The following is a 21,312-nucleotide window of genomic DNA, read 5'->3' as shown; positions in this document are numbered from 1 at the left end:
AGGTCGCTCATCCACGCTCTCCTCACGGAACCTGAATCAGATCGCGCCTCTCACATCACTGGGTCCTGACCCTAGAGCGTGCCGGGCTGCCTACGCAGGTAACACGATCAGCAAGTCGCAACCGCGTCGTTGTAGCAAGTCCTATGCAACCGCAGACTGCATGTGAGAGCAAAAAAGACACCATCTTCGTATCAATCGGCGTTCAATCATTGTCTGCATCGGGCGGGTACCGTGTTTCCCTAACTGCAAAACAGGGAAGGCGGCTCTATATTGCTCGGATTGACCGGAGACTGCTAATTTCGATGTCGATGGATCTGCGTAATGGCATACCATGGGACGCTACTTCCACCTACCGCGGAGAGCCGTTTTGGGACGTGGGCCACGACATATTTAAACTTCGGAAAAGTTGGGTTGACCATTTGACTGTATTCGGAATTAAAAGAGGTGCGACTAGTATGCGGGATTATTAGAGAACTTTATATCGTCACACCATTCGAAGTTTGGGTCAACAATGCTATCGCCACTGCTAGGCCGTGTTGGTCAGGTTATCGTACGCTGAATATGCCGCGATAAGCGGATAGCACAGACCCCCAATGATAGGCCTCAAAAGCCGTCGCGCTGTTGACCACAAGGCTCGGTCATTCCCGTTTCTTGATCCCTCGCAAGAAAGCCGGATCGGACACGAACGCCTAATTGCGGACATTCTGAACATATCCACGACGCCCTGATAGCTGCCGTTCATGCAGCCCGGTACGATGAGGGCGGCGTGGCACAATTGGTAACCTGATAGCTACGCTTCAACGTCAGTGTAGCTAGCACTTTGGCTAACGAGCTAGGCGCGTGATCAAATCAAAACTAACTACCAATGGCTCGCCGCGTAAGGAGCGTCTAAAAGTAGCGATCTACAGCTTTGGAGGGTTGCTGTTCGCCGCCTGGATCGCGGAGACGCTATTTTCTTCAACAGAACTGGTCAGCGATGTGCCGGCGTTTTGGAGCGCACCAATCGTCGTGACATGTGGTTTGGTGGGCGCGGTATTTGGATACGTCCTGTCGGCGGGGAAGTGGCGGTCGCCATCAGCCACCAACAGAAAGGCTGGCACGTTGCTCTCTACGGTCATCTCCGCGCTCTTGTACTGTGCAATCGGTGATAGCTTGGCCAACCAATTGACCAATTCTATCATGTTCTGGGGCCGTGATGTTGACACGAACATTTCGGTGCAGCCTGTCAGGGTCGTAGGCATCGGACGTGGAGCAAAGCGATACGTCGAACTTGGAGGTTTCGGTCTCACAAGGTTTGGGATTTCCCGCCTCGATTTCAAGATCTTGGCCGCATCTGCCCGTGATCACGCATCCCTACGTTACTGCCTCCCGGTGGTAACTGAGCGCGCGGGCGACGCTGTCCGGGTGCTCCTACCAGACGTACCTCGCCCAACCTTGTCGGACCGAGTGGGCGCAATCGTGGAATGCAAAAGCGGAATCTCGCCCCCGACGTTGATTTCCTAGTCCATAGCCACACCGCTGGCTGCCGTTATCACTATCGCCTCTTCCATAACGGACGTTCCGCCTTCCTCCCCAACCCGGACATTCCCGAAATCCGATCCCTTTTGAGAATGGCCAAAATGACCAAACTGCCCATATCCGGACGTTCCGGTGAGCAGCTCGCAGTTTTGAAGGCGGACACCCGTTCATTACGGCGACGCCGACACGGCCATGCCCTTATGCAAAAAGGGATCTACATCATGCCAAAGCCAGAGCGGCCGTTCAGGCAATAGGCAGGGTTCGATTCTAAGGAACGTCTGTCGCCCCTGCCTCATTTGGGCGGCTGTCAACCCGAGTTAAAGGCAAAGTCTCAAATGAAGCGTATATGCCTCGCTGTTGCAGCGGTTACCACGATCGCGTCGGCCATTCCCAGTATGGCAGTTGCCCAGCATCACGGAACAAGAGCGCAGCGCGCTGACAACGCAGCCGAGCGCGCGGATCTCCGTGATCGGATGAATGAGATCGATCAACGGATTGGTGCTGCCCAGGCAAGCCGGGCTATCACGCGCACCCGTGCCTCTGAACTTCGCCGCAAACTAATTACCGCCCGTCAGAGCTATGTCCGTGTGACACGCAGCCAGGGCTTTGTCAGCGCTGCTGAAAGCGCAAGCTACAACCGCACGCTGGACTTGATCGACGCACGGCTCCCTCAGCAGTGAAGTCCAGTCCCGCCCCTAGCGGCTCTAGGTCGGTGGGGCGGGGCTTTTGATGCGTAGTTTAATATGGAGCCGACATGAAGATCATCCTACCGATCATCGCCGCCTTGGGACTAGCTGCCTGTGCACAGAACCAGCACACTCCACACAGCTACGGCAATGACATGCTGCCGGCGGGACATCCGATGGGCAATGATGCCTTGCCGAGCGCCGAGATGATCGCTTTCCAACAGGTCGACGCCCGTCTCAAATACGGCAATGCCCGGATCGAGCATGACGACAAATGGTGCGCGGTTTACCAAGGCACTGCTCCCGACGGACAGGTGAAGCGCGAACTTCTGCTTAACAGAGCCGGCAAGCCGATCTGCGTCAGGCGGTGAAACTCACTGGGCCTGATGATCTCGCAGTCGGGATCGTCAGGCTTCATCGGATGATCGACCGATCAATTTCTCAGATGACCCAATATCGGCTGTCGCCGCCTGCCTGACTACGAGCAGCCGATCGCTTTCCTATCCATACCGGCCATTCCGCCTCCGCCCAATATCGGGCATCTGGCGGAGCACGAAAGGCGTCGAAAATTAGCCACATTTGGTGTGCTACTGGACCCGGCATGAATTATCTCATGCTCGCAATCGCCATCGTCGCCGAGGTTTGTGCCACGACTGCTATGAAGCAGTCAGATGGATTTACTCGTACGCCTTGGACGCTCGTTACCGTCATCGCGTATTGTATAGCCTTTTACTTTCTGTCCCTAACTCTCCGAACGATCCCGACGGGGATCGCATACGCAATATGGTCCGGCGTCGGTATTGTTCTAATTTCGACAGCAGCATGGGCATTCCAGGGTCAGAAGCTCGACGCTGCTGCCGTAATTGGTATGGGCCTGATCGTAACCGGCGTCATAGTGATGAACGTGTTCTCGAACGCTTCGGCCCACTAAAAGCTTACAGCGGTTCCTTTGCAGCCGTTCCACCGCTGCTACCGAGGTGATCCTCATGTCGTTCGCCAATCGTTGGATAGTGCTGGCCGCCGTCATCGCGACCTTCCTTCCCGTCATGCTCGATATGACGATCCTGCACGTCGCGGTCCCGACGTTGACGCTCGCGCTCGGCGCGACCACCACCGAGGTCCTCTGGATCATCGACATCTATCCGCTGATAATGGCTGGGCTGCTCGTTCCGATGGGGACGCTCGGTGACCGCATCGGCCACCGCCGGATCATGCTGGTCGGGCTTTGCGTCTTCACCTTCGCCTCGGTCGCAGCGGCGTTCTCGACGACGGCGGAAATGCTGATCGCTTCGCGGGCACTTCTCTCCGTCGGGGGAGCGATGATCATGCCTGCGGTGCTGGCCATTGTCCGGTTGACCTTCGATGACGAGGACGAGCGGGCGCGGGCGCTGGGCATATGGACGGTCGTTGGCGCGGCAGGGGGTGCGGTCGGACCGCTCGCCGGAGGCATCTTGCTGGAGCATCTCTGGTGGGGTTCGGTTTTCTTGATCAACGTGCCGGTCATGGCCGTCGTCTTACCGATCGCCTACGTGACCCTTCCGGCGGGAACGCCAAACCGGGCCATCAAGTGGCGGATTGGTCAGGCGGCCGTGTTTATCGTCGGTCTTATCGCGACGGTCTACGCGATTAAGACCGGAATCAGGGGCGACGGCCCGGCGTGGCAGCCGTTCTCGGTCCTGGGCGTCGGTTTCGCGCTTCTGGCCTGGTTCGGCATTCTCCAGACGACGACCGCCTCGCCCATGCTGGACCTCACCCTGTTCCGGAATCCGCCGCTCGTGGCCGGTCTCCTGATGGCCTTGGTTTCCAGTGGCGCGTTGGCCGGCTTCGAGCTGGTGCTTGCGCAGGAATTGCAGTTCGTCGTTGGCCTGTCGCCGCTGGGTGCCGGGCTGTTCATGGTGCCGCTCATGGCAGCCGCAGCCGTCGCCGGTCCGGTGGCAGGATGGCTGGTCGGCAGAGTTGGAGTGCGTGCGCTGTCGGTCACCTGCCTCATTGCTGCCGCCGGCTCCTTCGCGGCGCTGGCGATGGTCGATCTGCACGGAGACCGCTGGCTGTCGGGTACTCTGCTCGCGATTCTCGGCTTTGCGCTGGGATCTGCGCTTCTGGCAGGCTCAGTGGCAATCATGGGCGGTGTGCCCTCGGAGCGTGCCGGGGCGGCGGGCTCACTCGAGAGCACGTCTTTCGAACTCGGCGGGGCGCTGGGAATCACCTTCTTTGGCAGCCTTATCGGTGCGGTCTATCGCTCGACTGACGGGCTGCCGGCAGGGGGCGGGTCGTCGATTGGCGACGCGGCTATCGCCGCCACCCGTCTCGACGCGGCAGCGGCCGGCGCACTGATGCGCGCTGCTGGTTCCGCGTTCACTGCTGCACACGAGGTCGTCCTTCTCAGTGCGGCCGTTGCCGTCGCTATTCTGGCCGTCACCATCTTCGTCATCCTGCGCGGTCGGATTATCCGAATAGAAACGCACGTATGAGGCTGGTCGTGCGACGCTCACACCCTGGACTCGGTACCGCGCGCTTTCCGTCTGGTATGACTTAAGGGCAACCGATACAGAACGTTGGCTCACGGGCTGACCGGATGTTACCGGTCAAGAACAGCTATCGAAATCGGGTAGACCGTCCCGCGAGGACCCTTTCGAAAACATCGGAGCAGGCGCTAACGCCTGCTCGCGGACGTTCAAGATCAAGCAGTCGAAGACAGCTTCATCAAGACGAGGCCACTGACGATAAGTGCAGCGGCTAGGAGGCGCATCGCTGTTATTGCTTCGCCAAAAACCATGATACCGACGACGAACGCACCAACCGCGCCAATGCCGGTCCAAATTGTGTAAGCCGTTCCCAACGGCAGAACCCGCATTGCTGACGCAAGAAGGCCGAAGCTGACCAACATGCCCACCCCGGTAACTAAACTTGGCCAGAGCCGAGTGAACCCATGAGATTGCTTCATGGCCGAAGCCCATACAATCTCAAATAAACCGGCGAAAATGAGTGCAATCCACGCCAAAGCAGCCTCCATAAGAGCTGCCGGGCCGTCCCGGACTTTTACCCAGCAAGGGGCGGGAACGTTGTCGCCGCACACTATAAATAATTGCTGCGCAATAGGATTTCAATTGCGCCTTCGCGTTCGAGCGTAAACGCAGCACCTTTTCGATTCCAGAAATTTTATCGTAATCGAGAACCTATCAGGGCAATGAAAGGCCAAGGACGGAGGAGTCTCCTCTTTTGCATTCGGCCCTGTCGAACGACATGAGGATGCCAAGCAGGATCAGCACCGTCATCATTGCCGATCCGCCGTAGGACAGAAGCGGCAGCGGGATGCCGACGACCGGGGCAAGCCCCAGCACCATCGCCATGTTGATCCCGACGTACAGCGAGATCGTGAACGACAGGCCAGCCGCAGCCAATTTTACGAAGCGACCGGCCGAACGCGTTGCAATCCCGCTCGCCCAGCGAATGATCCACGCATAGGCCAGCAGGATCACGACCCCGCCGACCAGGCCCCATTCCTCCATCATCGTCGCAAGGATGAAGTCGGTATGCGGCTCAGGCAGATAGGCGAGGTGGCTCTGTGTCCCCTGCATGAAGCCCTTGCCCCAGATGCCGCTTGATCCGATCGCGATCTTTGACTGTGCGATATGGTATCCCGTGCCGAGCGGATCGCTTTCGGGATCAAGAAAGATCAGCACCCGGTGTCGCTGATAGTCGTGGAGCAGGTTGTTCACGACGACGGGAAGCGCACAGGCGAATGCCAGCCCTCCCCCCACGAACCAGCGTAGCGGGATGCCGGCAAGAAAGAGGATGGCGGTGCCGGCGAGCGCGATCATCATCGCGGTGCCCAGATCGGGTTGCAGTAGGACAAGCACGACCGGCAGACCGATCATCACGACAGGTGGCAGCAGCGTCATGGGGCGGCGGATGAACCCGGGGGGCACACGGTCGAAATAGCTCGCCAGTGAAAGCACGATAGCGATCTTCATGAACTCGGAGGGTTGCAGGCGGATGATCCCGAGATCGATCCAGCGCTGCGCACCCATCCCAATCTTGCCGAACAGCTCGACGATGAGCAGCAGCCCGAGTGTGACGGCGTAGAAGGGCAGCGAATAATCGCGCCAGAACGACACCGGGACGAACGACACCAGCAGCATGACCACGAACAGGAAGCCGAACCTGAGACCCTGATTGAATGCCCACGGCGTCATGCTTCCGTTCGCCGCAGAGTAGAGCGTGAGCAGACTTGCAGACATGACGATGCAGACGGCGAGAAGCATCGACCATGGCAGCGACTTGATCGCGACGGGAACATGTTCGCGGGAAATGGCAGACGTCCTTGGGTCTCCGCAACAGCGGGTAGAATTATGAAGGCTTGGTGGCGGTGGTCAGTCGGGCGCTGGCAACTAGATCGTTGACGCCGGGAAGGCCTTGGGCCGGGAGAACCGCAGAACGCCATATCCGGCGAGCGCGGACATCATCGATCCCAGCAGAATGCCGATCTTCGCTTCCTCCGCGAGATGCGGAGATGTCGGGAATGCAAGGGCACCGATGAACAGGCTCATTGTGAAGCCGATGCCGCACAGCAGAACGACGCCGTATGTCTGCATCATACTGGCACCGGGCAAAGCACCGAACAGCCTTAGCCGCCTGCCGATCTGCAATGCGCCGAAAATGCCGATTTGCTTGCCGAGGAACAGGCCGGCAGCGACGCCCAGCGGCAACGGTGCGATGATCGCCTGCAACCCGATACCGGTCAGCGATACGCCGGCATTGGCAAACCCAAACAGCGGTACAATCAGCAGCCCGACTAACGGCGTCAGCGCGTGTTCGAGGCGATGGAGCGGTGCGTCCCCGTCGCCCCTTGCGCGAAGCGGGATGGCGGTTGCGGCAAGGACGCCCGCGATCGTCGCATGGACGCCGGACAGGAGCACGGCATACCAGAGCAACCCGCCCAGAATAAGATAGGGCGTCAGTGCGTTCACCCCCCGCCAGCGGAGCAGATGCATAATCCCGAAGATCGTCGCGGCAGCGGTAATCGCGAGAGCGTCGATCGACGCCGTATAGAACAGCGCGATGATCGCGACCGCGCCGAGATCGTCAACAATCGCGACCGACATCAGAAGAAGTTTCAGCGAGGCCGGCACCCGGTTGCGAAGCAGCGCCAGCACGCCCAACGCAAAGGCAATATCGGTCGCCGCAGGGATCGCCCATCCGTCGTGCAACAACGGATCGGACCCTGCCACGAGCAGATAGATCAGCGCCGGGATAGCCATGCCAGCCGCGGCAGCTACCGCAGGCATCGTCCGGTCGGACCAGCGCGAAAGCCGGCCTTCCAGAAACTCGCGCTTCAGTTCGAGACCTACCAGCAGGAAGAACAGGGCCATGAGGCCATCGTTGATCCAGAGATGAGGCGTCATCGGGCCTAGCTGGTCAGACAATGTCGGTCCAACCACCATGTGCAGCACGTCGTGGTAAGAGTGCGTTCCGGGCAGGTTCGCGGCGATCATCGCCAGCGCTGCAGCGCCCATGAGCAGCAGGCCGCCAGCAGCCTCGCTGCGAAGGAAGGCGAAGCGCGCCTTGGCACCTGTCTGATGATGAGCGGCCATGCGCAGTCCTGCCCTTTGCGGTATCGGCACCGCCGGAGGGACGTGCGGATCAATGATGAGAAGTTGTCTGCACGACGGTTGGAATGCCGATCGTCGTGGACGCTCTATCGGTAGCAGGCCCGGTCATCGCGAGAAAATCGGAAGTTACATTGCCGCTTATAGAGGTTGACTATAAGGTTGGTGATGCCTCGCATTCAACAGCTGCGCTACCTCGTGGCCGTCGCCGACACGCTTAGCTTCAGCCGTGCAGCCGATCAGTGCCGCGTCACTCAGCCCACGCTCAGCATGCAGTTGAAGGAGCTAGAGGGCCGGCTGAACACGCAACTGGTCGAGCGCACGCGCGCACGCGTCGTGCTGACGCCCGTCGGCGTCGAGATTGCACGCCGCGCGCGCTTCGTCCTTTCCGAGATTGAGGATATTCGGGAAATTGCGCGCCGTGACGATCCCGCGGCACTACAGGGAACGCTCCAGATGGGCGTTCTCCAGACAGTCGGCGGGTACGTCCTATCGCTGGCAATGCCTGTGCTTCGCGAGACATTCCCTGATTTGCGGATCGTCGTGCGCGAGGACCGGCTGGAAAGCCTGCCGGGGAAACTGTCGGACGGCACGCATGACGTGCTCCTTTTGCCTCACGGACCAAGCCAGCCAGATTTCAGCTCCGCCCGGTTGATCCGGGAGCCGCTGCACCTCGTCATGCCGAGCGACCACCGGCTTGCCCAATGCGAAGTGGTGCGGCCCGAGGATCTAGCTGGAGAGACAGTTCTAGTTATGGACCGTTCGCCGCGGCTGCACGATCAGATCGCTTCGCTATGCACCGAGTTCGGCGCGATCGAGGTCGATGATTATGCCGGGACCACGCTCGATACGCTGCGTCTCATGGTGACGACCGGCATGGGCCTGTCGCTGCTCCCCGCGCTGTATGTCCGATCAGACGTGCTGCGCGAGAAGCTGATCGTCGCACGGCCGCTGGCGAAGCGGGCGCCAGTGCGTGACCTGACGATGATATGGCGTTCGTCATCGCCACGGGAAGCGACCTATCGCCGCCTCGCTGAAATCATACGGCGTTGCGTTATGCCGTGGGAACACCCGGACACGGGCGAACCGGCAAAGATCCCAGCCGGCTAGCAGTTCCTAAAACGCCATCCCTTTTGGGAATCTGAACTACTCAATTCAGCTTGGGTTCGATCAAGCTGAGAAACCCCTGATGCCGCGAATAATGCCAACTGTGGTGCCGTTTGAACGGGTGCCGTTTGATCCTTCTTGCCTAAGGCTTAAGCCGGACCAACTGAACAAATTGATCAGATTTTTATGCGTAAATCTTTGACGTAAAACGGACCAGGTTAGAGAGGTGTGCTGCGGGTATACATAAAAAACACCGGCTATAAATCGATCAATGTCTCGATCTATAGCGGAGCGGGCAGGGGGGGCTGCCGAGCGTGGGTGCCCTGACGTGGACCTATCGCAGCCACTTTGGCTTTCCCGAAACTCCATCTCCGCGAGGCCATTTCGGGAAAATGATTTCGGGAACAGATTTCGAGAAAAGCGCCGTAGATGAGGGCGGGGCCGACTGAACGACGCCAGCTATCCCACTGGCCCTTCCTTTTCGGGAACGCCGACTGAGCGACCAGTTGAGTGAACTGAGCTAGGCGCTTTGTCTGGTAGCTTACAGAAACTGTCGACCGTTTTGCAGGTTGATGGAAAGTGGCAATCTTCTTTACCCATATCATGACAGCGAACGGCCTGATTGCCGATCCCGAAGGGCAGCACTTTCCCACGCTGGAGGATGCGTCCGCGGCGACAGAAGTATCGGCGAGGCATCTCGTTGCTGACGCAATACGGAATGGTGAGAACCGCGTTACTCTAGAGTTTCAAATTGAAGACAAGTTTGGAGTTCGGCTTGCTATCTTGCCTGTTGATGCCAAAATCACGGGTGGCAACTGCATCCCGACTAAGTAGGCTGGTCCCGCTAAACCATCGAAAACGGGAAAGGTAAGGGTCGCGCTCGCTAACCTTATAAAGCTGACATCGTGGCGCGGCTGCGCCGACGGTGAATGGCAACCGCAACGATAGGCAGCACGAACACCGGGAGAAGTTGCATGGCTTTTGCTGCCTCTGGATGCTCACCAAACCACAGCATTGATAGCATGGCGAGATCCGCTGCGCCCCACATGAGCGTGACCGTGACGCAGAAGCTGGCTGCAATGATGCCGAACTTTATCATGCCACTCATAACTCGTTCCTTGTGCTCCCACAGGCATCTTGGACCGAAATCGTCGTGGGGGAAAGCGCTGGTGCGCTTTGCCAAAACGATCCTATTTCAAGAATCGAAGCTGACACGGGCCGCGTCGCAAAAGGGGTCCCTTTTGCAACGTCAGGAACGCCCACAACCGGTCATTCATTAATTTAAACTATTAGGTTGTGGCCGCTTTGGCGGGCTGAATAAAGTTTGCCGGGAAGGTAAGGTGACGCAATGACAGCATTCGTCTGGGCTCTAGCAACCATTATCGTTACAATACTTTTTCCGGTCTCCACCTAAACTACAAAATGCCAAAAGGCTTTTTTCTGACGGGGCTGATAGGACCAGTATTAGGGCTACTATACTACATTTCGGAAATAAACAAACATGGGGCTGGTGGAGGAAATGGAGATATCTATTTTGCTTGGTTTGCAAGCTTGCCTGTTCAGTTCATTGTCTCAATCATAATCGCATCTTCAATTAGTGCTTTATTTAAACTCATTTCTTGAAGTCGATCGCATCGATCTGATGATTACAGCCGGTCCGTTGCTCTCCAAACCGACAATTCCTTGATGTAAAAATCAAGATTTTTGCATCAGCGTGTACAAACGGAAAGTGGTCAGTCGCGCACTTGCGAGCGCTTTGCGGTCGGCCCATGCTAATTCCCAACACACGGGGGCGCTGATGCTACGGCCATTATTGCTCATCAGCGGTATTATAACTGCCGCAGCTGCGCCTGCTGCAGAGGAAGGACCGCCATCGCGTCGCATAGGGCCAGTGCTCGGCTGGGACGTAGAGTGCGCGATGCGAGCGGACGATCAAGCGATCACGTCTTGTGGATTGCTTCTTAAAGAAGGCAATCTAAAAATCCTCGTTGGAGTTGATAGAAGTATCAACTACACAGTTTCGAAAGACTGTGGGCATCCTCAAAATTACTGGGTTCGGAGAGTACGGATAAGTGGCAAAGCCGATATTACCCTTTTATTAAACGATGTTGTAATTGGCGCGCGCTTCGATGGTAAGGCTGGAAACGACATTTGCGTTAAGCAAAGCGTTCCATCGTCAATAGCGTTTGAGAACCTTAGAACGGTGCTAATGATGCTGCGCACCTTTCCCCCCTCTCCTGAAAATAAGGGTATGTGGTTGAAATAGACCTTTCTACCTTGAAGAAGCATGATTCCGCGTCCGCGATGCAAAATTCACAGGATATGCATCGCATAGAATGGCCAAACCTGCGGGTCTGCGATGCACGCCTCAAGATTTTTGATCAAGCTGAGGACCTTAGACGATCAGCAAGAAGTGATCAGTTCTCGCCATTGCGTCCCCGCGCAAGAGGCCTCAAAAGCCGGAATAGCGCAGTATGAGAAGACCCGATGGTATCGTCGCATCGCCATAGCTGGTTTACCTCAATCCTTTTCTCCATCGGCATGTTCGTCGGGCAGCCAGCACTGGCCGCACCAACGTCCGTCAAGATCTTGCCCGACGTGGTATGCGGGGTGGGCGAGGGCGACGAAATTCGCGTATGCGGATCGCGGATCAAGCGGGAAGACATGCGTCGCCTTCACGAACTGGCCGTTTGCGTCATCAAGAACCAAGCGGTTTCGAGCCGCGCTGCCGTTACAGCCTATATCCTCACCGGAGACATGGCGCGATTCCGCTCCGTCTTCGCGTCGGACCGGGCATGCTCATCTGCTCGTGGTTTGCGAGTCACGGCCGCCCTGCTTGCCGGCGCGTTTGCCGAGGCGTTGCTCGACAGGCCGATGCTGTCGCGTTTAGCCAAGGGGCAAGGCGGAGAGGCTCCCGCATCATCCGTGCTCCTGCCGACCGACACGCTGCTCCACTGCGTTATGCGTACCGGGCGCGTTGAGGCAGCGACCTTCATCCGATCGCAGCTCTATTCCCGTCAGGAACGGTCCGCCGCTACGGCGCTAGGTGATAAGCTTCAAGGTTGCTTGACGGCCGGGGATACGATCCGGACGAGTCTGCCACTCTTGCGGTCGATGACTGCGCTGACCTTTTTTGCAGAGAGAATGCCTTCGGCCGAGCGAACTGCGCCCCGGATCGAGCAAACGCACACGGAGCGCAACGCGCGGCTGGCGACCTTGCCGCCGATCTTGCCGCCCGTCGTCGATATACGCAGCAGCGCCCTGCTCAAGGCACCCTCGCTTTCCATCGGAAATGTCGACGATCCGGGTAACGCCCCCAGTCTGAGTGGTTACCGATACAAATCGCCCGACCTGCCGACGACGCCAGATATGGAGGACGTGCTAGCTCGCGACACGTCGCCAGAGATAGATCCCGATACCGGCGTAGCACCGTAGTTGTATCATTGGGCACACCATGGGCGAGATAGACAACATGCTGCTTGCACTATGCTTTCAGCGCATAGCGAACGCCGCAAAAAGCTATCTCGTTGTGCAAAGCCAAGTGGGGGGAAATTACCACTTTCGGGTTCCTGATGCAAAAATCACAAGATCTGCATCAGGCTCGAAGCCGCGGAAATCGTGGCATCGCTTGATGCAGAAATCTGATGCGTGTCGGCCCTGAATGTCCGGGTTTGGTGGTTAGCGGACAGTCCGCTTTCAGGATGATTGATGCCAACGCGGACATGGCGCCGCGTCGCCTTTCCACAGATAATCGTGAAGGGACGCCCCCTTACCATTTTTTACATGAGGCCGGATAACCAGAACATAATCGCCCTCTTGCTGCTCAACCAAGGGCTATTATATAGTGCACTATGGAAACAGGTGCTTCACATATCTCGGATCAGCCAGCTACGGCACCAGGCGCGGGGAGCGAACTGGCTTTCGCCCTGTACGGCGCTGCCAATCGCATGGCCCGGATGCACAAACCGTTTCTCGAACCGCTCGGGCTGACATTTTCCCAGTACCTCGTCCTGCTCGAACTGTTTGCGGGAACGCCTCGGACGGTCGGCGACCTGTGCGCCAAACTTGCAATGGAAACGGGCACGATCACGCCGCTTCTCAAACGGCTCGCGGCCGCAGGGATGGTAACGCGAACGCGCGATGTCACTGACGAGCGACGCGTTCTGATCGAGCTAACCCCAGCCGGGGAGGCGCTTCGTGAGCGCGTGCAAGCCGTCAGTGGTCAGATCAAAAGCGCTTGCAAGCTAGACGAGCGAGGGATCGCAGATCTGCGCGGTACGCTCGACGACCTCGCCTGGCCAGCCGACAGAGCCGACCGATAATTCAGTCTTAATTTGAAAGGTAGTTATGGCAACGCAGCTCATCGAACGCGATTTGGACGCGATCTCGGCCGACCTTTTGCCGTTCGAGGACGCGGTCCGCACCCGTCGCTCTATCCGTGGCTTCCTCGATCGGCCGTTGCCTGAAAACATCATTCGTGCGGTATTGGATGACGCACAATTTGCTCCATCCAATTGCAACACGCAGCCTTGGAACACCCACATCGTACGCGGCGAGAAGCTGAAGCAGCTGTCGCAGCTACTTCATGCCAAGAACGATGCCGGCGAGTTCACGCCCGACTTTTCGTTCGACGTAAATGACTTCTACGGTGAATATCGCGACCGCAACAACGCTCTTGGCAAGGCATATTACGAAGCCATGAATGTGATGCGCGAGGACAAGGAGGCTCGTCACCGCGCTGGAGCGAAGAACTATTCGTTCTTCGATGCCCCCCAGGCGGCGTTCCTGTTCATGCCGTCCTTCGGCGACAATGTCCGCGTTGCCGGTGATATGGGCATGTACGGACAGACCCTCCTGCTGTCGCTTGCCGCACGTGGACTTGGCGGCATTCCGCAAACGGCGCTTGGCTTTTTCGCAGGCACTATCCGTGAGTTCTTGGGCATTCCAGACGATCTGAAGCTGCTATTCGGCATCTCATTCGGCTATCCTGACGACGACGCGCCGGGCAACCGGGTACGTATGGATCGCGTGCCGCTCGAGACGAGCGTGACCTTTCACGCCTGAGATATATCCGAGGCGGACCATAGTTCGTCCCGGCTTTCCAAACGAAACCGCACCAAGCTCGAAGACCTTCCGCCGGGAGGTGAACGGGCGCTGATGGCGCACGAATGACGAGGATCAACACATGAAGATCGGGATATTGGGCACTGGCAATATCGGTGCGACGCTGGCGACGAAACTGAGCGCGGCCGGGCATGCGGTGAAGGTCGCAAACTCGCGTGGTCCTGATACTATCGATGTCGACATCCTGAAGAACGGCGCGCGTGCGGTTACGGCCGCAGATGCCGTAACCGGGGTCGATGTGGTGATCATGTCCACCCCGCTCCGCGCCCTGCCCAAGATTGCACCTCTGGTCGCGGTTTTGCCGGAGGATGTAATCGTAATCGATACCTCCAACTACTATCCAGCCCGCGATACCGAGATCAGTGCGATAGAGGCTGGCATGGCGGAAAGCGTGTGGGTGGCGAACGAACTTGGTCGACCGATCGCCAAGGCATGGAACGCCATCACCTCTGCCTCCTTTGCCGAAAAGGGCGTTCCGGCTGGATCAGCTGGGCGGATTGCGATTCCCGTTGCGGCCGATGGCGAGCGGGAGCGTGACGTGGCGATGGCGCTGGTGGAAGAAACCGGCCTCGATGCCTTCTATTCGGGCACGCTGGCGGAATCCTGGCGCCAGCAGCCCGGATCGCCTTGCTATTGTACCGATCTCACCCGCGACGAGATGCCCGCCGCGTTGGAATCAGCAGAGCGCAAACGTCTTCCGAAACGTCGCGATCTCGCCATCGAAGCGATCATGGAGCGGGTCGGCGACAGCACCACCAATCCAGACTCGGACTACGCCGTACGGCTCACTCGCGCACTTTTCATGTGAGCGCTGCCGGACTGACGTGCCTGTGCGTCCGCGCCGATCTTCACCGCCCTCAATCGAGAGACCAAAGATGACCACCGAATCCAGCCCCCTTATTTTCCTCATGGGCACCACCGGTCAGACCGGCCGATTGATTCTGGAAGAGCTCGACCGCGATGCGGGCAATTCCCGCATCCGCATCGGCGTACGCAAGCAGACGGATCTGGACCGGCTGCTGGCCGAAGGGCGCGATGCAGTCCTGTTCGACCTGGACGATCCGCGCACCTTCGGTCCGGCGCTGTACGGCGTCGATCGCATGAATATCCTTACCGGCTACACCATCGCCATGACGCACCAGACCAAAACCGTGGTGGACGCGGCGAAGAAGGCGGGGGTGAAGCATATCGTCAACCAGGGCGTGTTTGCCGCGGACGATGCTACCGACTCCAAATACTGCTGGTTTGCGCTCGTTGAAGCCTACATCGAGGCCAGCGGGATCGCCTGGACACACTTGCATCCCAACGTGTTCCTCGAGAACATGCTCAGCGTATCGCAGCCCGTTGGCGGCACAATATCAACGTTCTGGGGCGAAAACCGCGTCGGCTATGTAGCACTTCATGATCTCGCTGCCGTCACCGCCAAGGTCCTACGTGACGGTCCGGAACGCCATGGTTCGAAAGATTATTTTCTCAGCACCGAAACCATGACCAGTTCGGAACTCGCCACGGCATTCAGTGAGGTGCTCGACCGTCCGATCCGCAGCAATTCCCTGGATGCGGCCGATATGGAAGCGCTGTTCAAGAAGGGCACGGTGCAGGTCGAAGACTGGTACGCACGTAGCTCGTTTGAGCTTCTGACGCAGTTTAACGATGGTCGCATGGGCTATATGGGCACCGTCAAGAACGACGTCCCCTACCTGCTGGGAAGGCCGGCAATTGGAGTTCGTGCTTGGGCGGAAATGCATAAAGCGCAGCTCTTGAATTTGGTCGATCAGCCCAGCAGCTAATCAATCAAATTCAGGGGCGGCGCGGTGTGCCGCTTACCTGGCTGATTGTCGTGTCGCGGAAATGGTCGTGTTGAACGAAGACCGCTTTCGGGGTGCGAATTGTGCACCGGGACGTCTAAGCATGGGCGTAGGCGGAATGGCCGCTTTTGGAAACACGGATTGTCCGTCTGAATGGCCGGGTTTGGGCGTTAGCGGAATGGCCGGAATTGGCGGGAAGTGGCCCGGCCCCTTTCGGAAGGACCGGCGCGTTAGGGGAGCGACCTGACGGTCAAGACCGTCATGAAGGGTCGGCGCGCTCGACTAGGGCACCCCACCAACGACGGCCCCATCGAAGCCACAACAGGAATACGAGCGCTAACGGGAGGAAGGGCGGCCCAAGTCCGGCAACGACCCAGAGCAGAGCGGCGAGCGTCAGGCCGATCGAGCCCAGCGCGGTATCGCCGGCATCGCGGAACCGGTCGATCAACCCCGTTCCCCGGCCGGTCCGATACGCGAACGTCATCGGCGTGTTGGCCAGGCTCTCGCGCTGCGTCGCCGCTTGGGCCGCGGCGGCACGATTGGGTTCTGCAAGCGCCGCCTGCTGACGGAGAAGCTCGGTGCGCTCGCGTGGCGAGAGGTCAACGCGGGCGAGTTCCCGCGTGATGCGCGCACGGTCGCTGTCCAGATCGGCCTGTTGAAGGGTCGTGACGGCTGCCTCGGAGGCAACGTCGGTACCGCTGATGTCGGCGCCGGTTAGTGTTGCGCCCATGCTCTCGGCACGCTTGACGCCGTCGCGGCCAAAGGTGCGGGCGATCGACGCCGCGACCTTGACCGCTAAGCTGGCGTTCACGTCGCCTTGGCGGTCAACGCTGTAACGTAACCCGGTTATCCGACAGCGCGCGGTACCGAGGCGTTCGCACGCGCGGGCATGGTCCTCCTGCAGATCCCCTATGCGCGTCGAGGGCAAGACCAAGGAATAGCTGTAGTCGAATGCCACGCCGGCGATGGCGTTGCCGGCGATGTCGGGCTCCCCCGCGCTGCCCTCCGGGGCGCGGCTGCATCCGGCGAGCACGATCAGGGCAATGCCCGTAACAAGCAGCTTCATCGGTGCGCTCTCCCTGCGATTTCAATCACTATCGAATGCATGGGGATTTGCGTCAAGCATTGTTCTAATATGTTAAGGCGCTCTGAAACCGATAATCTTGGCAGGGGGCTCACGCTTGAGGACGTCTTGGCGACGCGTTGTTCGTGCTAGCGGCTGAGGTCGCCGAGCATGCTTGTCAGACGTCCAATCGCAGCCGGTCGATTTTGGAGTGAGCGGGTCGGCCCAAGAGCCTCAGAACGGCACGGCTTGGTGGGGAGCGGACGTTCAGCTCCGCACTACTGTTCCAGAACCGTCCCGGCCAAGACGTTGCTAAAATCTAGGCGCGTCCATGGTTCACCCAGTACCAAGCAGTACCGAAACTTGTTTCTACAATGCGGACCTTGGCGCGCGATCTACATAGCATCCGACTCCGAGCCCGCTTTGCCAGAAGCAAAAGAAGCTCTCCAGAAACGCCCGCAAATCTCCGAGGTCATCGATTCTCCGCGTGTCCATGGGCAAAGGCCATGCGACCGCCCAGAGCACCGCACGAGGGCAAGCCTCCTCTCCATAGCGTGCCCGCTCCTCAACTGTGAGAAACCGACTGCTACTGCTACAGAAGCACAGTATCGCCGTCTTCGGATCGAGATAATTACTGATGTGTTTAGTCTCGTGTCGAATCTCGAGTGTATCGCCATCCCGACCAGTTCGCAGCTTCAGGAAGTAGCCTGTGTCGCTGCAGGCGACCTCCGAACTAGGCGTCAGCCGGAAGACATGATGTGTGCTCATTGGCACAACATACGACATAAGCTTCGCGTCCGCTATTGGGCGACTGTGGAACGGCAGCTTTCCAAAAAGGGAACGGTTGGCGAGAAGGGATCGACGTTCTCGGAATCGATCGTTGAATGGGAACTCCTACGTCAGACAAAAAGTCGGAGACCGTGAGCGGATAGTCAACGTGTTGTCATCTTCAATCGCTAACTCGGCTTTCTTGACGACGCTCACCAAGGTCGAAACGGATGCACCCCTGTCTTCTATCAATCTGTCTTGCAACGGCAGTAGTTGCTGGGCCGCAACCCTCAGGCTGGACTAGCTTTGGGGTGGCAGATAACACCCCCTACCTGTCCTTCTATGAAGACAATCGTCCGCGCCTAACACTCGGCTGTAGTGGCACTCGTACAATTGTGCAATTGCGTGGTTTTACGGCCGCTCAGACGTGGCCACAGCCAACTTTGAACCTATCATTTGGGAAGGTCGCGCGTTCCTCTCGCCCTGATCTGGCTCTGGTTGGCAACGAGACTGCTTATTCCTTTGACTTTCCAACGAGTCAAAAGATCCTAACCAGCTTAGAGGCAGGAGAAATAATAACCGCGTCATACCAACGGCAAGTCAGATTCTACCCCGCCATCCCCGAACTGCTTCGCAAACGGTTTGTAATGAATTGCGCAGGGCTCTTGCCACAGGGGTGGGCAGGCTAAGGCCATTCCGATGGTGCGCTGCGCCTTGGACCTAACGTCCGAATGATAGCAATGGCTTCCTGGCAATCGCGCTTCCCAAAAAGGATCGAAATATTGAATTGCAGCCGATTGATCGTTGACGTAGCATCGTCACGTTCTCGGGAGTCTTTCGAAATGACCCAGCGTCACCGCTAAAGCGGCAAAGCATACGCCAGCGGAGTAATCCGCCGACTGGACTCTGTTTTCGAGAACATCATGCAAAGACTGAATAACAAGACGTGCGTCGTCACCGGCGCTGCGCGTGGTATCGGCCGCGCAATCGCAGCACGCTTCCATAACGAAGGTGCGGTCGTCATCGTCACCGACATCGATGAAGCAACGGGAGCGGCAACAGCGGCTGAAATCGGGTGTCGGTTCGAACCGCTTGATGTGCGCGAGGAAGCTGACTGGTTGCGGTTGGCTGGTATCGTTCCCGTAGCCGACGTGGTCGTCAACAATGCTGGCGTGACGGGGTTCGAAGCGGGCATGACACCGCACGACCCGGAACACGCCAGCTTAGCGGACTGGCGTGAGGTTCACCGGGTCAACCTCGACGGGGCGTTCCTCGGCTGTCGCTACGCGATCGGCGCGATGAAGGCTGCGAGGGCCGGTTCGATTATCAACATATCCTCCCGCTCGGGACTAGTCGGCATCCCCGCCGCTGCGGCGTATGCCTCGTCCAAGGCGGCGATCCGCAACCACAGCAAGACGGTCGCGCTCTACTGCGCACAACAGGGCTGGAAGATTCGCTGCAACTCGGTCCACCCGGCCGCCATCCTCACGCCGATCTGGGAGCCGATGCTCGGCACCGGTCCCGATCGGGACGCCAAGATGCAGGCGGTAGTAGCGGACACGCCTCTCAAGCGGTTCGGGATGCCCGATGAAGTCGCGGCTATTGCGGTAATGCTGGCCTCCGATGAAGCGACCTACGTCACAGGGACGGAGATGAGCATCGACGGTGGGCTACTGGCCGGTTCTGCCGCTTCACCCGGCTGATGGCAGCAACGGGCGTGGTCGATCACGCCCGTTCGCCTTCCCACCAGCGATGGCATTCTGGGAAAGTGACATGTCTGCGGCTTGCCATGGCCGACAAAGTTGACCGGTGCGGACGTAGTCGTCACCGTCGGAAGCATGAGAGCCCTGCTGTCCCTGGCGCTTGCCTTCGTCATCGCCCTGGTAGGCACCGTCATCGCCAAGGCGCTCGACCCGACCGTTTTCGGCTCCTGTTTCGAAGGATCGTGCGGCTATGCTGCGATGCTCGTCGCGCTTCTAGGTACGCTGGTCCTCGCGCCAGTCCTATGGATCGGTTTGCGTCGCGCAGGGCCGCTAAGCCAGTTGCTGCTCGGCTTCGTGCTGTTCGCGCTGATCGGCCATTTCATTATGCCTTTCGAGCTATGGCTCGCTGGTGTGGCGGCGTTCGTATATGCGATCTTCCGGCTTATTCGGCGCGCAGGCCTAGGGCCGCCCGACCCGCGGCATATTCCTCGCCGCCGTAAACGGAATAGGAACGGGGCCCAATGAGATGGCGCGGACGTCTTGGAATCGATCCTATCTCCAGAATTGAGGCTGGCACGAGCTGCGTCGCAAAAAGGGTCCCATTTGCAACGCTGAAACTGCACATTGCCAGACATCGATGGAATGGCGCAGGTTAGTAATAGTCAGACGGCTTGCCGTCATGTGAAGGGTGCCCGTGAAAATCTTATATGGATGCTTGATTTTAGGCCTCACAGCGTCCGCAGCGTTAGCTGATACGCTTCCCGCAGCTAAAACGCCGGAGGTCGTAAAGGGCGTCCTATCTTGCCTGATGGCGGTTGATAGTCATCAGGTGAATGTCGAGATTCTGAAGAAAGATGGATGGGGCGCAGTGTCAGCTTCCGAGGCTGGAAAGTCGGTAGGGTTGCCGATACCGTTATTATCCAAGGGAAATATTATAATTCTTCATAAGTCGGGCGCAGAAACTCCAATCTGCGCTGTTATGGCGAAAGTACCTAATGTATCCGCCGTTGGTGATATTGCAAATGCGATTGATATCGCGCTAAAAGCAGACCGGAAAATAAAGGATGGTAAGGCCATACCTGCTTATTGGTTCCCCGCAGAACACATTGTTGAACTTGCAACAACAGGCAGCGTCGACGCACCAGGTGTTCGGATCGTCGTGGGATATCGTAAATAATTTACACTCGATAGTTTATTACTAATGACCGGCGCCCGCCAAAATCCACCATCACCTTCGTTCCTGATGCAAAACCAAAAGTTTGGCATCAGGCCTGACAATAGCGCGGCGGGCTCAAGAAGGCTGGAGGCAATCCGCCTTCGTTCAGTTTATCCTAACCCTTCAAGCGCATGTTTTGAGCATGATACGACTTCTCACGATCGTTACCGCGTCTGTAGCCCTCGCGAGCTGCGGCAGCGCGTCTGCACAGTGCGCTATTCGCGATGCGCAAGGCCTCGTTGGGGACCGGTGAGAGGATGGTCGAAAACGTACGCTAAGCATCTTGGCGCTGCTGGTGGAGGCGTAGTGGCCTGAACCGCTCGCGGGGTTTGTCGATCTCGCTCCAGAGATAGTCGCCGGTGAGGCCGACATGCTCCCAGCCCAGCGGTGCGACATGGGCGAGCAGTTCGTCGGGCACGTCAACACCGCTGCCGCGCAGATGCCGGACGGCACGGTCGAGATAGACAGTGTTCCAAAGGGTGACGGCCGCGGTGAGAAGGGTCAGCCCGGAGGCACGATGACGCTGGTTCTCGAACGTGCGGTCGCGCAGTTCGCCGAGGCGGTTGAAGAAGATAGCACGGGCAAGCGCGTTGCGGGCCTCACCCTTGTTGAGGATGCTACCGGTACGACGTCGCTGCTCGGGATCATCGAACCAATCGAGCATGAACAGGGTGCGCTCGATCCGTCCGATCTCGCGTAATGCGCGAGCG

The 21,312-nt window shown here is 58.4% G+C and carries 21 protein-coding genes; 14 read left to right on the top strand and 7 right to left on the bottom strand.

Annotation, left to right across the window (positions count from 1 at the left end; all coding sequences use genetic code 11):
* Window positions 1-902: 902 nt before the first annotated feature.
* The gene (locus tag IFT54_RS19735) at window positions 903-1,181 is read right to left on the bottom strand and encodes a hypothetical protein (RefSeq protein ID WP_192071913.1); all 279 of its coding nucleotides are present in this window, start codon (window positions 1,179-1,181) and stop codon (window positions 903-905) included.
* 732 nt (window positions 1,182-1,913) lie between these two features.
* Between IFT54_RS19735 and IFT54_RS19730 the strand changes: the two genes are divergently transcribed.
* From IFT54_RS19730 to IFT54_RS19715, 4 genes are all read left to right on the top strand, one after another.
* Window positions 1,914-2,198 (top strand): hypothetical protein, encoded by a 285-nt coding sequence (locus IFT54_RS19730; protein WP_192071912.1) that lies wholly within the window; start codon window positions 1,914-1,916, stop codon window positions 2,196-2,198.
* A gap of 74 nt (window positions 2,199-2,272) precedes the next feature.
* Window positions 2,273-2,575 carry a hypothetical protein gene (locus IFT54_RS19725; protein WP_192071911.1) on the top strand — a complete coding sequence of 101 codons (303 nt, stop codon included), beginning with the start codon at window positions 2,273-2,275 and terminating at the stop codon, window positions 2,573-2,575.
* A 230-nt stretch (window positions 2,576-2,805) separates the two neighbouring features.
* A complete protein-coding gene (locus tag IFT54_RS19720) occupies window positions 2,806-3,135 on the top strand; it encodes a DMT family transporter (RefSeq protein WP_192071910.1) in 330 nt (109 codons plus the stop codon).
* A gap of 55 nt (window positions 3,136-3,190) precedes the next feature.
* Window positions 3,191-4,675: an MFS transporter gene (locus tag IFT54_RS19715; RefSeq protein WP_192071909.1), complete on the top strand. Its 1,485-nt coding sequence runs from the start codon at window positions 3,191-3,193 to the stop codon at window positions 4,673-4,675.
* Between the two features lie 209 nt (window positions 4,676-4,884).
* Here the strand turns inward: IFT54_RS19715 and IFT54_RS19710 are convergent, their stop codons facing one another.
* The 3 genes from IFT54_RS19710 to nhaA form a co-directional block, all read right to left on the bottom strand.
* Window positions 4,885-5,205: a DMT family transporter gene (locus IFT54_RS19710; RefSeq protein WP_192071914.1), complete on the bottom strand. Its 321-nt coding sequence runs from the start codon at window positions 5,203-5,205 to the stop codon at window positions 4,885-4,887.
* A gap of 178 nt (window positions 5,206-5,383) precedes the next feature.
* Entirely contained in the window at window positions 5,384-6,469 is a 1,086-nt protein-coding gene (rodA, locus tag IFT54_RS19705; RefSeq protein ID WP_192071908.1) for a rod shape-determining protein RodA, read from the bottom strand.
* Between the two features lie 126 nt (window positions 6,470-6,595).
* Complete coding sequence (nhaA, locus tag IFT54_RS19700; RefSeq protein ID WP_192071907.1) at window positions 6,596-7,798, bottom strand: Na+/H+ antiporter NhaA; 1,203 nt, start codon at window positions 7,796-7,798, stop codon at window positions 6,596-6,598.
* Between the two features lie 183 nt (window positions 7,799-7,981).
* On the opposite strand from nhaA, the gene IFT54_RS19695 reads away from it, so the two are divergent.
* Window positions 7,982-8,923 carry a LysR substrate-binding domain-containing protein gene (locus IFT54_RS19695; RefSeq protein ID WP_192071906.1) on the top strand — a complete coding sequence of 314 codons (942 nt, stop codon included), beginning with the start codon at window positions 7,982-7,984 and terminating at the stop codon, window positions 8,921-8,923.
* A 576-nt stretch (window positions 8,924-9,499) separates the two neighbouring features.
* Window positions 9,500-9,754, top strand: a complete 255-nt coding sequence (locus IFT54_RS19690) for a DUF6894 family protein (protein WP_192071905.1) — start codon at window positions 9,500-9,502, stop codon at window positions 9,752-9,754.
* A 55-nt stretch (window positions 9,755-9,809) separates the two neighbouring features.
* Here the strand turns inward: IFT54_RS19690 and IFT54_RS19685 are convergent, their stop codons facing one another.
* Window positions 9,810-10,028 carry a hypothetical protein gene (locus IFT54_RS19685; RefSeq protein WP_192071904.1) on the bottom strand — a complete coding sequence of 73 codons (219 nt, stop codon included), beginning with the start codon at window positions 10,026-10,028 and terminating at the stop codon, window positions 9,810-9,812.
* 1,379 nt (window positions 10,029-11,407) lie between these two features.
* Between IFT54_RS19685 and IFT54_RS19680 the strand changes: the two genes are divergently transcribed.
* The 5 genes from IFT54_RS19680 (at window position 11,408) to IFT54_RS19660 (ending at window position 15,834) form a co-directional block, all read left to right on the top strand.
* Entirely contained in the window at window positions 11,408-12,355 is a 948-nt protein-coding gene (locus tag IFT54_RS19680) for a hypothetical protein (protein ID WP_192071903.1), read from the top strand.
* A gap of 416 nt (window positions 12,356-12,771) precedes the next feature.
* Window positions 12,772-13,242, top strand: coding sequence for a MarR family winged helix-turn-helix transcriptional regulator (locus IFT54_RS19675; protein ID WP_192071902.1), 471 nt, complete (start codon window positions 12,772-12,774; stop codon window positions 13,240-13,242).
* Window positions 13,243-13,267: 25 nt separating this feature from the next.
* Window positions 13,268-13,984, top strand: coding sequence for a nitroreductase (locus tag IFT54_RS19670; RefSeq protein WP_192071901.1), 717 nt, complete (start codon window positions 13,268-13,270; stop codon window positions 13,982-13,984).
* Window positions 13,985-14,105: 121 nt separating this feature from the next.
* A complete protein-coding gene (locus tag IFT54_RS19665) occupies window positions 14,106-14,852 on the top strand; it encodes an NADPH-dependent F420 reductase (protein ID WP_192071900.1) in 747 nt (248 codons plus the stop codon).
* Window positions 14,853-14,919: 67 nt separating this feature from the next.
* Window positions 14,920-15,834, top strand: coding sequence for an NmrA family NAD(P)-binding protein (locus IFT54_RS19660; protein ID WP_192071899.1), 915 nt, complete (start codon window positions 14,920-14,922; stop codon window positions 15,832-15,834).
* Between the two features lie 277 nt (window positions 15,835-16,111).
* Here the strand turns inward: IFT54_RS19660 and IFT54_RS19655 are convergent, their stop codons facing one another.
* Window positions 16,112-16,918 carry a hypothetical protein gene (locus IFT54_RS19655; protein ID WP_192071898.1) on the bottom strand — a complete coding sequence of 269 codons (807 nt, stop codon included), beginning with the start codon at window positions 16,916-16,918 and terminating at the stop codon, window positions 16,112-16,114.
* A gap of 1,688 nt (window positions 16,919-18,606) precedes the next feature.
* Here IFT54_RS19655 and IFT54_RS19650 point away from each other — a divergent pair.
* From IFT54_RS19650 to IFT54_RS19640, 3 genes are all read left to right on the top strand, one after another.
* The gene (locus IFT54_RS19650) at window positions 18,607-19,386 is read left to right on the top strand and encodes an SDR family oxidoreductase (RefSeq protein ID WP_192071897.1); all 780 of its coding nucleotides are present in this window, start codon (window positions 18,607-18,609) and stop codon (window positions 19,384-19,386) included.
* 135 nt (window positions 19,387-19,521) lie between these two features.
* Window positions 19,522-19,911: a hypothetical protein gene (locus IFT54_RS19645; protein ID WP_192003652.1), complete on the top strand. Its 390-nt coding sequence runs from the start codon at window positions 19,522-19,524 to the stop codon at window positions 19,909-19,911.
* Between the two features lie 169 nt (window positions 19,912-20,080).
* A complete protein-coding gene (locus tag IFT54_RS19640; RefSeq protein WP_192071896.1) occupies window positions 20,081-20,563 on the top strand; it encodes a hypothetical protein in 483 nt (160 codons plus the stop codon).
* A 313-nt stretch (window positions 20,564-20,876) separates the two neighbouring features.
* Here the strand turns inward: IFT54_RS19640 and IFT54_RS19635 are convergent.
* On the bottom strand, window positions 20,877-21,312 hold a 436-nt coding region (locus IFT54_RS19635; protein ID WP_192071895.1), incomplete at its 5' end, for a Tn3 family transposase.

The organism is Sphingomonas sp. CFBP 13714 (assembly GCF_014842205.1).
Classification (GTDB): Bacteria; Pseudomonadota; Alphaproteobacteria; order Sphingomonadales; family Sphingomonadaceae; genus Sphingomonas; species Sphingomonas aerolata.
Note: the sequence above shows the minus strand (reverse complement) of the source record. Positions and strands in the feature narration are given on the sequence as shown.

Excerpts from the sequence above, each read along its gene's own strand:
- IFT54_RS19715 (WP_192071909.1), top strand. The coding sequence starts at position 3,191 with ATGTCGTTCGCCAATCGTTGGATAGTGCTGGCCGCCGTCATCGCGACC.
- IFT54_RS19655 (WP_192071898.1), bottom strand. The coding sequence starts at position 16,918 with ATGAAGCTGCTTGTTACGGGCATTGCCCTGATCGTGCTCGCCGGATGC.
- IFT54_RS19660 (WP_192071899.1), top strand. The coding sequence starts at position 14,920 with ATGACCACCGAATCCAGCCCCCTTATTTTCCTCATGGGCACCACCGGT.
- IFT54_RS19645 (WP_192003652.1), top strand. The coding sequence starts at position 19,522 with ATGAGAGCCCTGCTGTCCCTGGCGCTTGCCTTCGTCATCGCCCTGGTA.
- IFT54_RS19725 (WP_192071911.1), top strand. The coding sequence starts at position 2,273 with ATGAAGATCATCCTACCGATCATCGCCGCCTTGGGACTAGCTGCCTGT.
- IFT54_RS19695 (WP_192071906.1), top strand. The coding sequence starts at position 7,982 with ATGCCTCGCATTCAACAGCTGCGCTACCTCGTGGCCGTCGCCGACACG.
- IFT54_RS19675 (WP_192071902.1), top strand. The coding sequence starts at position 12,772 with ATGGAAACAGGTGCTTCACATATCTCGGATCAGCCAGCTACGGCACCA.
- IFT54_RS19735 (WP_192071913.1), bottom strand. The coding sequence starts at position 1,181 with ATGATAGAATTGGTCAATTGGTTGGCCAAGCTATCACCGATTGCACAG.
- IFT54_RS19670 (WP_192071901.1), top strand. The coding sequence starts at position 13,268 with ATGGCAACGCAGCTCATCGAACGCGATTTGGACGCGATCTCGGCCGAC.
- IFT54_RS19680 (WP_192071903.1), top strand. The coding sequence starts at position 11,408 with ATGGTATCGTCGCATCGCCATAGCTGGTTTACCTCAATCCTTTTCTCC.
- IFT54_RS19730 (WP_192071912.1), top strand. The coding sequence starts at position 1,914 with ATGGCAGTTGCCCAGCATCACGGAACAAGAGCGCAGCGCGCTGACAAC.
- IFT54_RS19720 (WP_192071910.1), top strand. The coding sequence starts at position 2,806 with ATGAATTATCTCATGCTCGCAATCGCCATCGTCGCCGAGGTTTGTGCC.
- IFT54_RS19650 (WP_192071897.1), top strand. The coding sequence starts at position 18,607 with ATGCAAAGACTGAATAACAAGACGTGCGTCGTCACCGGCGCTGCGCGT.
- rodA (WP_192071908.1), bottom strand. The coding sequence starts at position 6,469 with ATGCTTCTCGCCGTCTGCATCGTCATGTCTGCAAGTCTGCTCACGCTC.
- nhaA (WP_192071907.1), bottom strand. The coding sequence starts at position 7,798 with ATGGCCGCTCATCATCAGACAGGTGCCAAGGCGCGCTTCGCCTTCCTT.
- IFT54_RS19665 (WP_192071900.1), top strand. The coding sequence starts at position 14,106 with ATGAAGATCGGGATATTGGGCACTGGCAATATCGGTGCGACGCTGGCG.
- IFT54_RS19685 (WP_192071904.1), bottom strand. The coding sequence starts at position 10,028 with ATGAGTGGCATGATAAAGTTCGGCATCATTGCAGCCAGCTTCTGCGTC.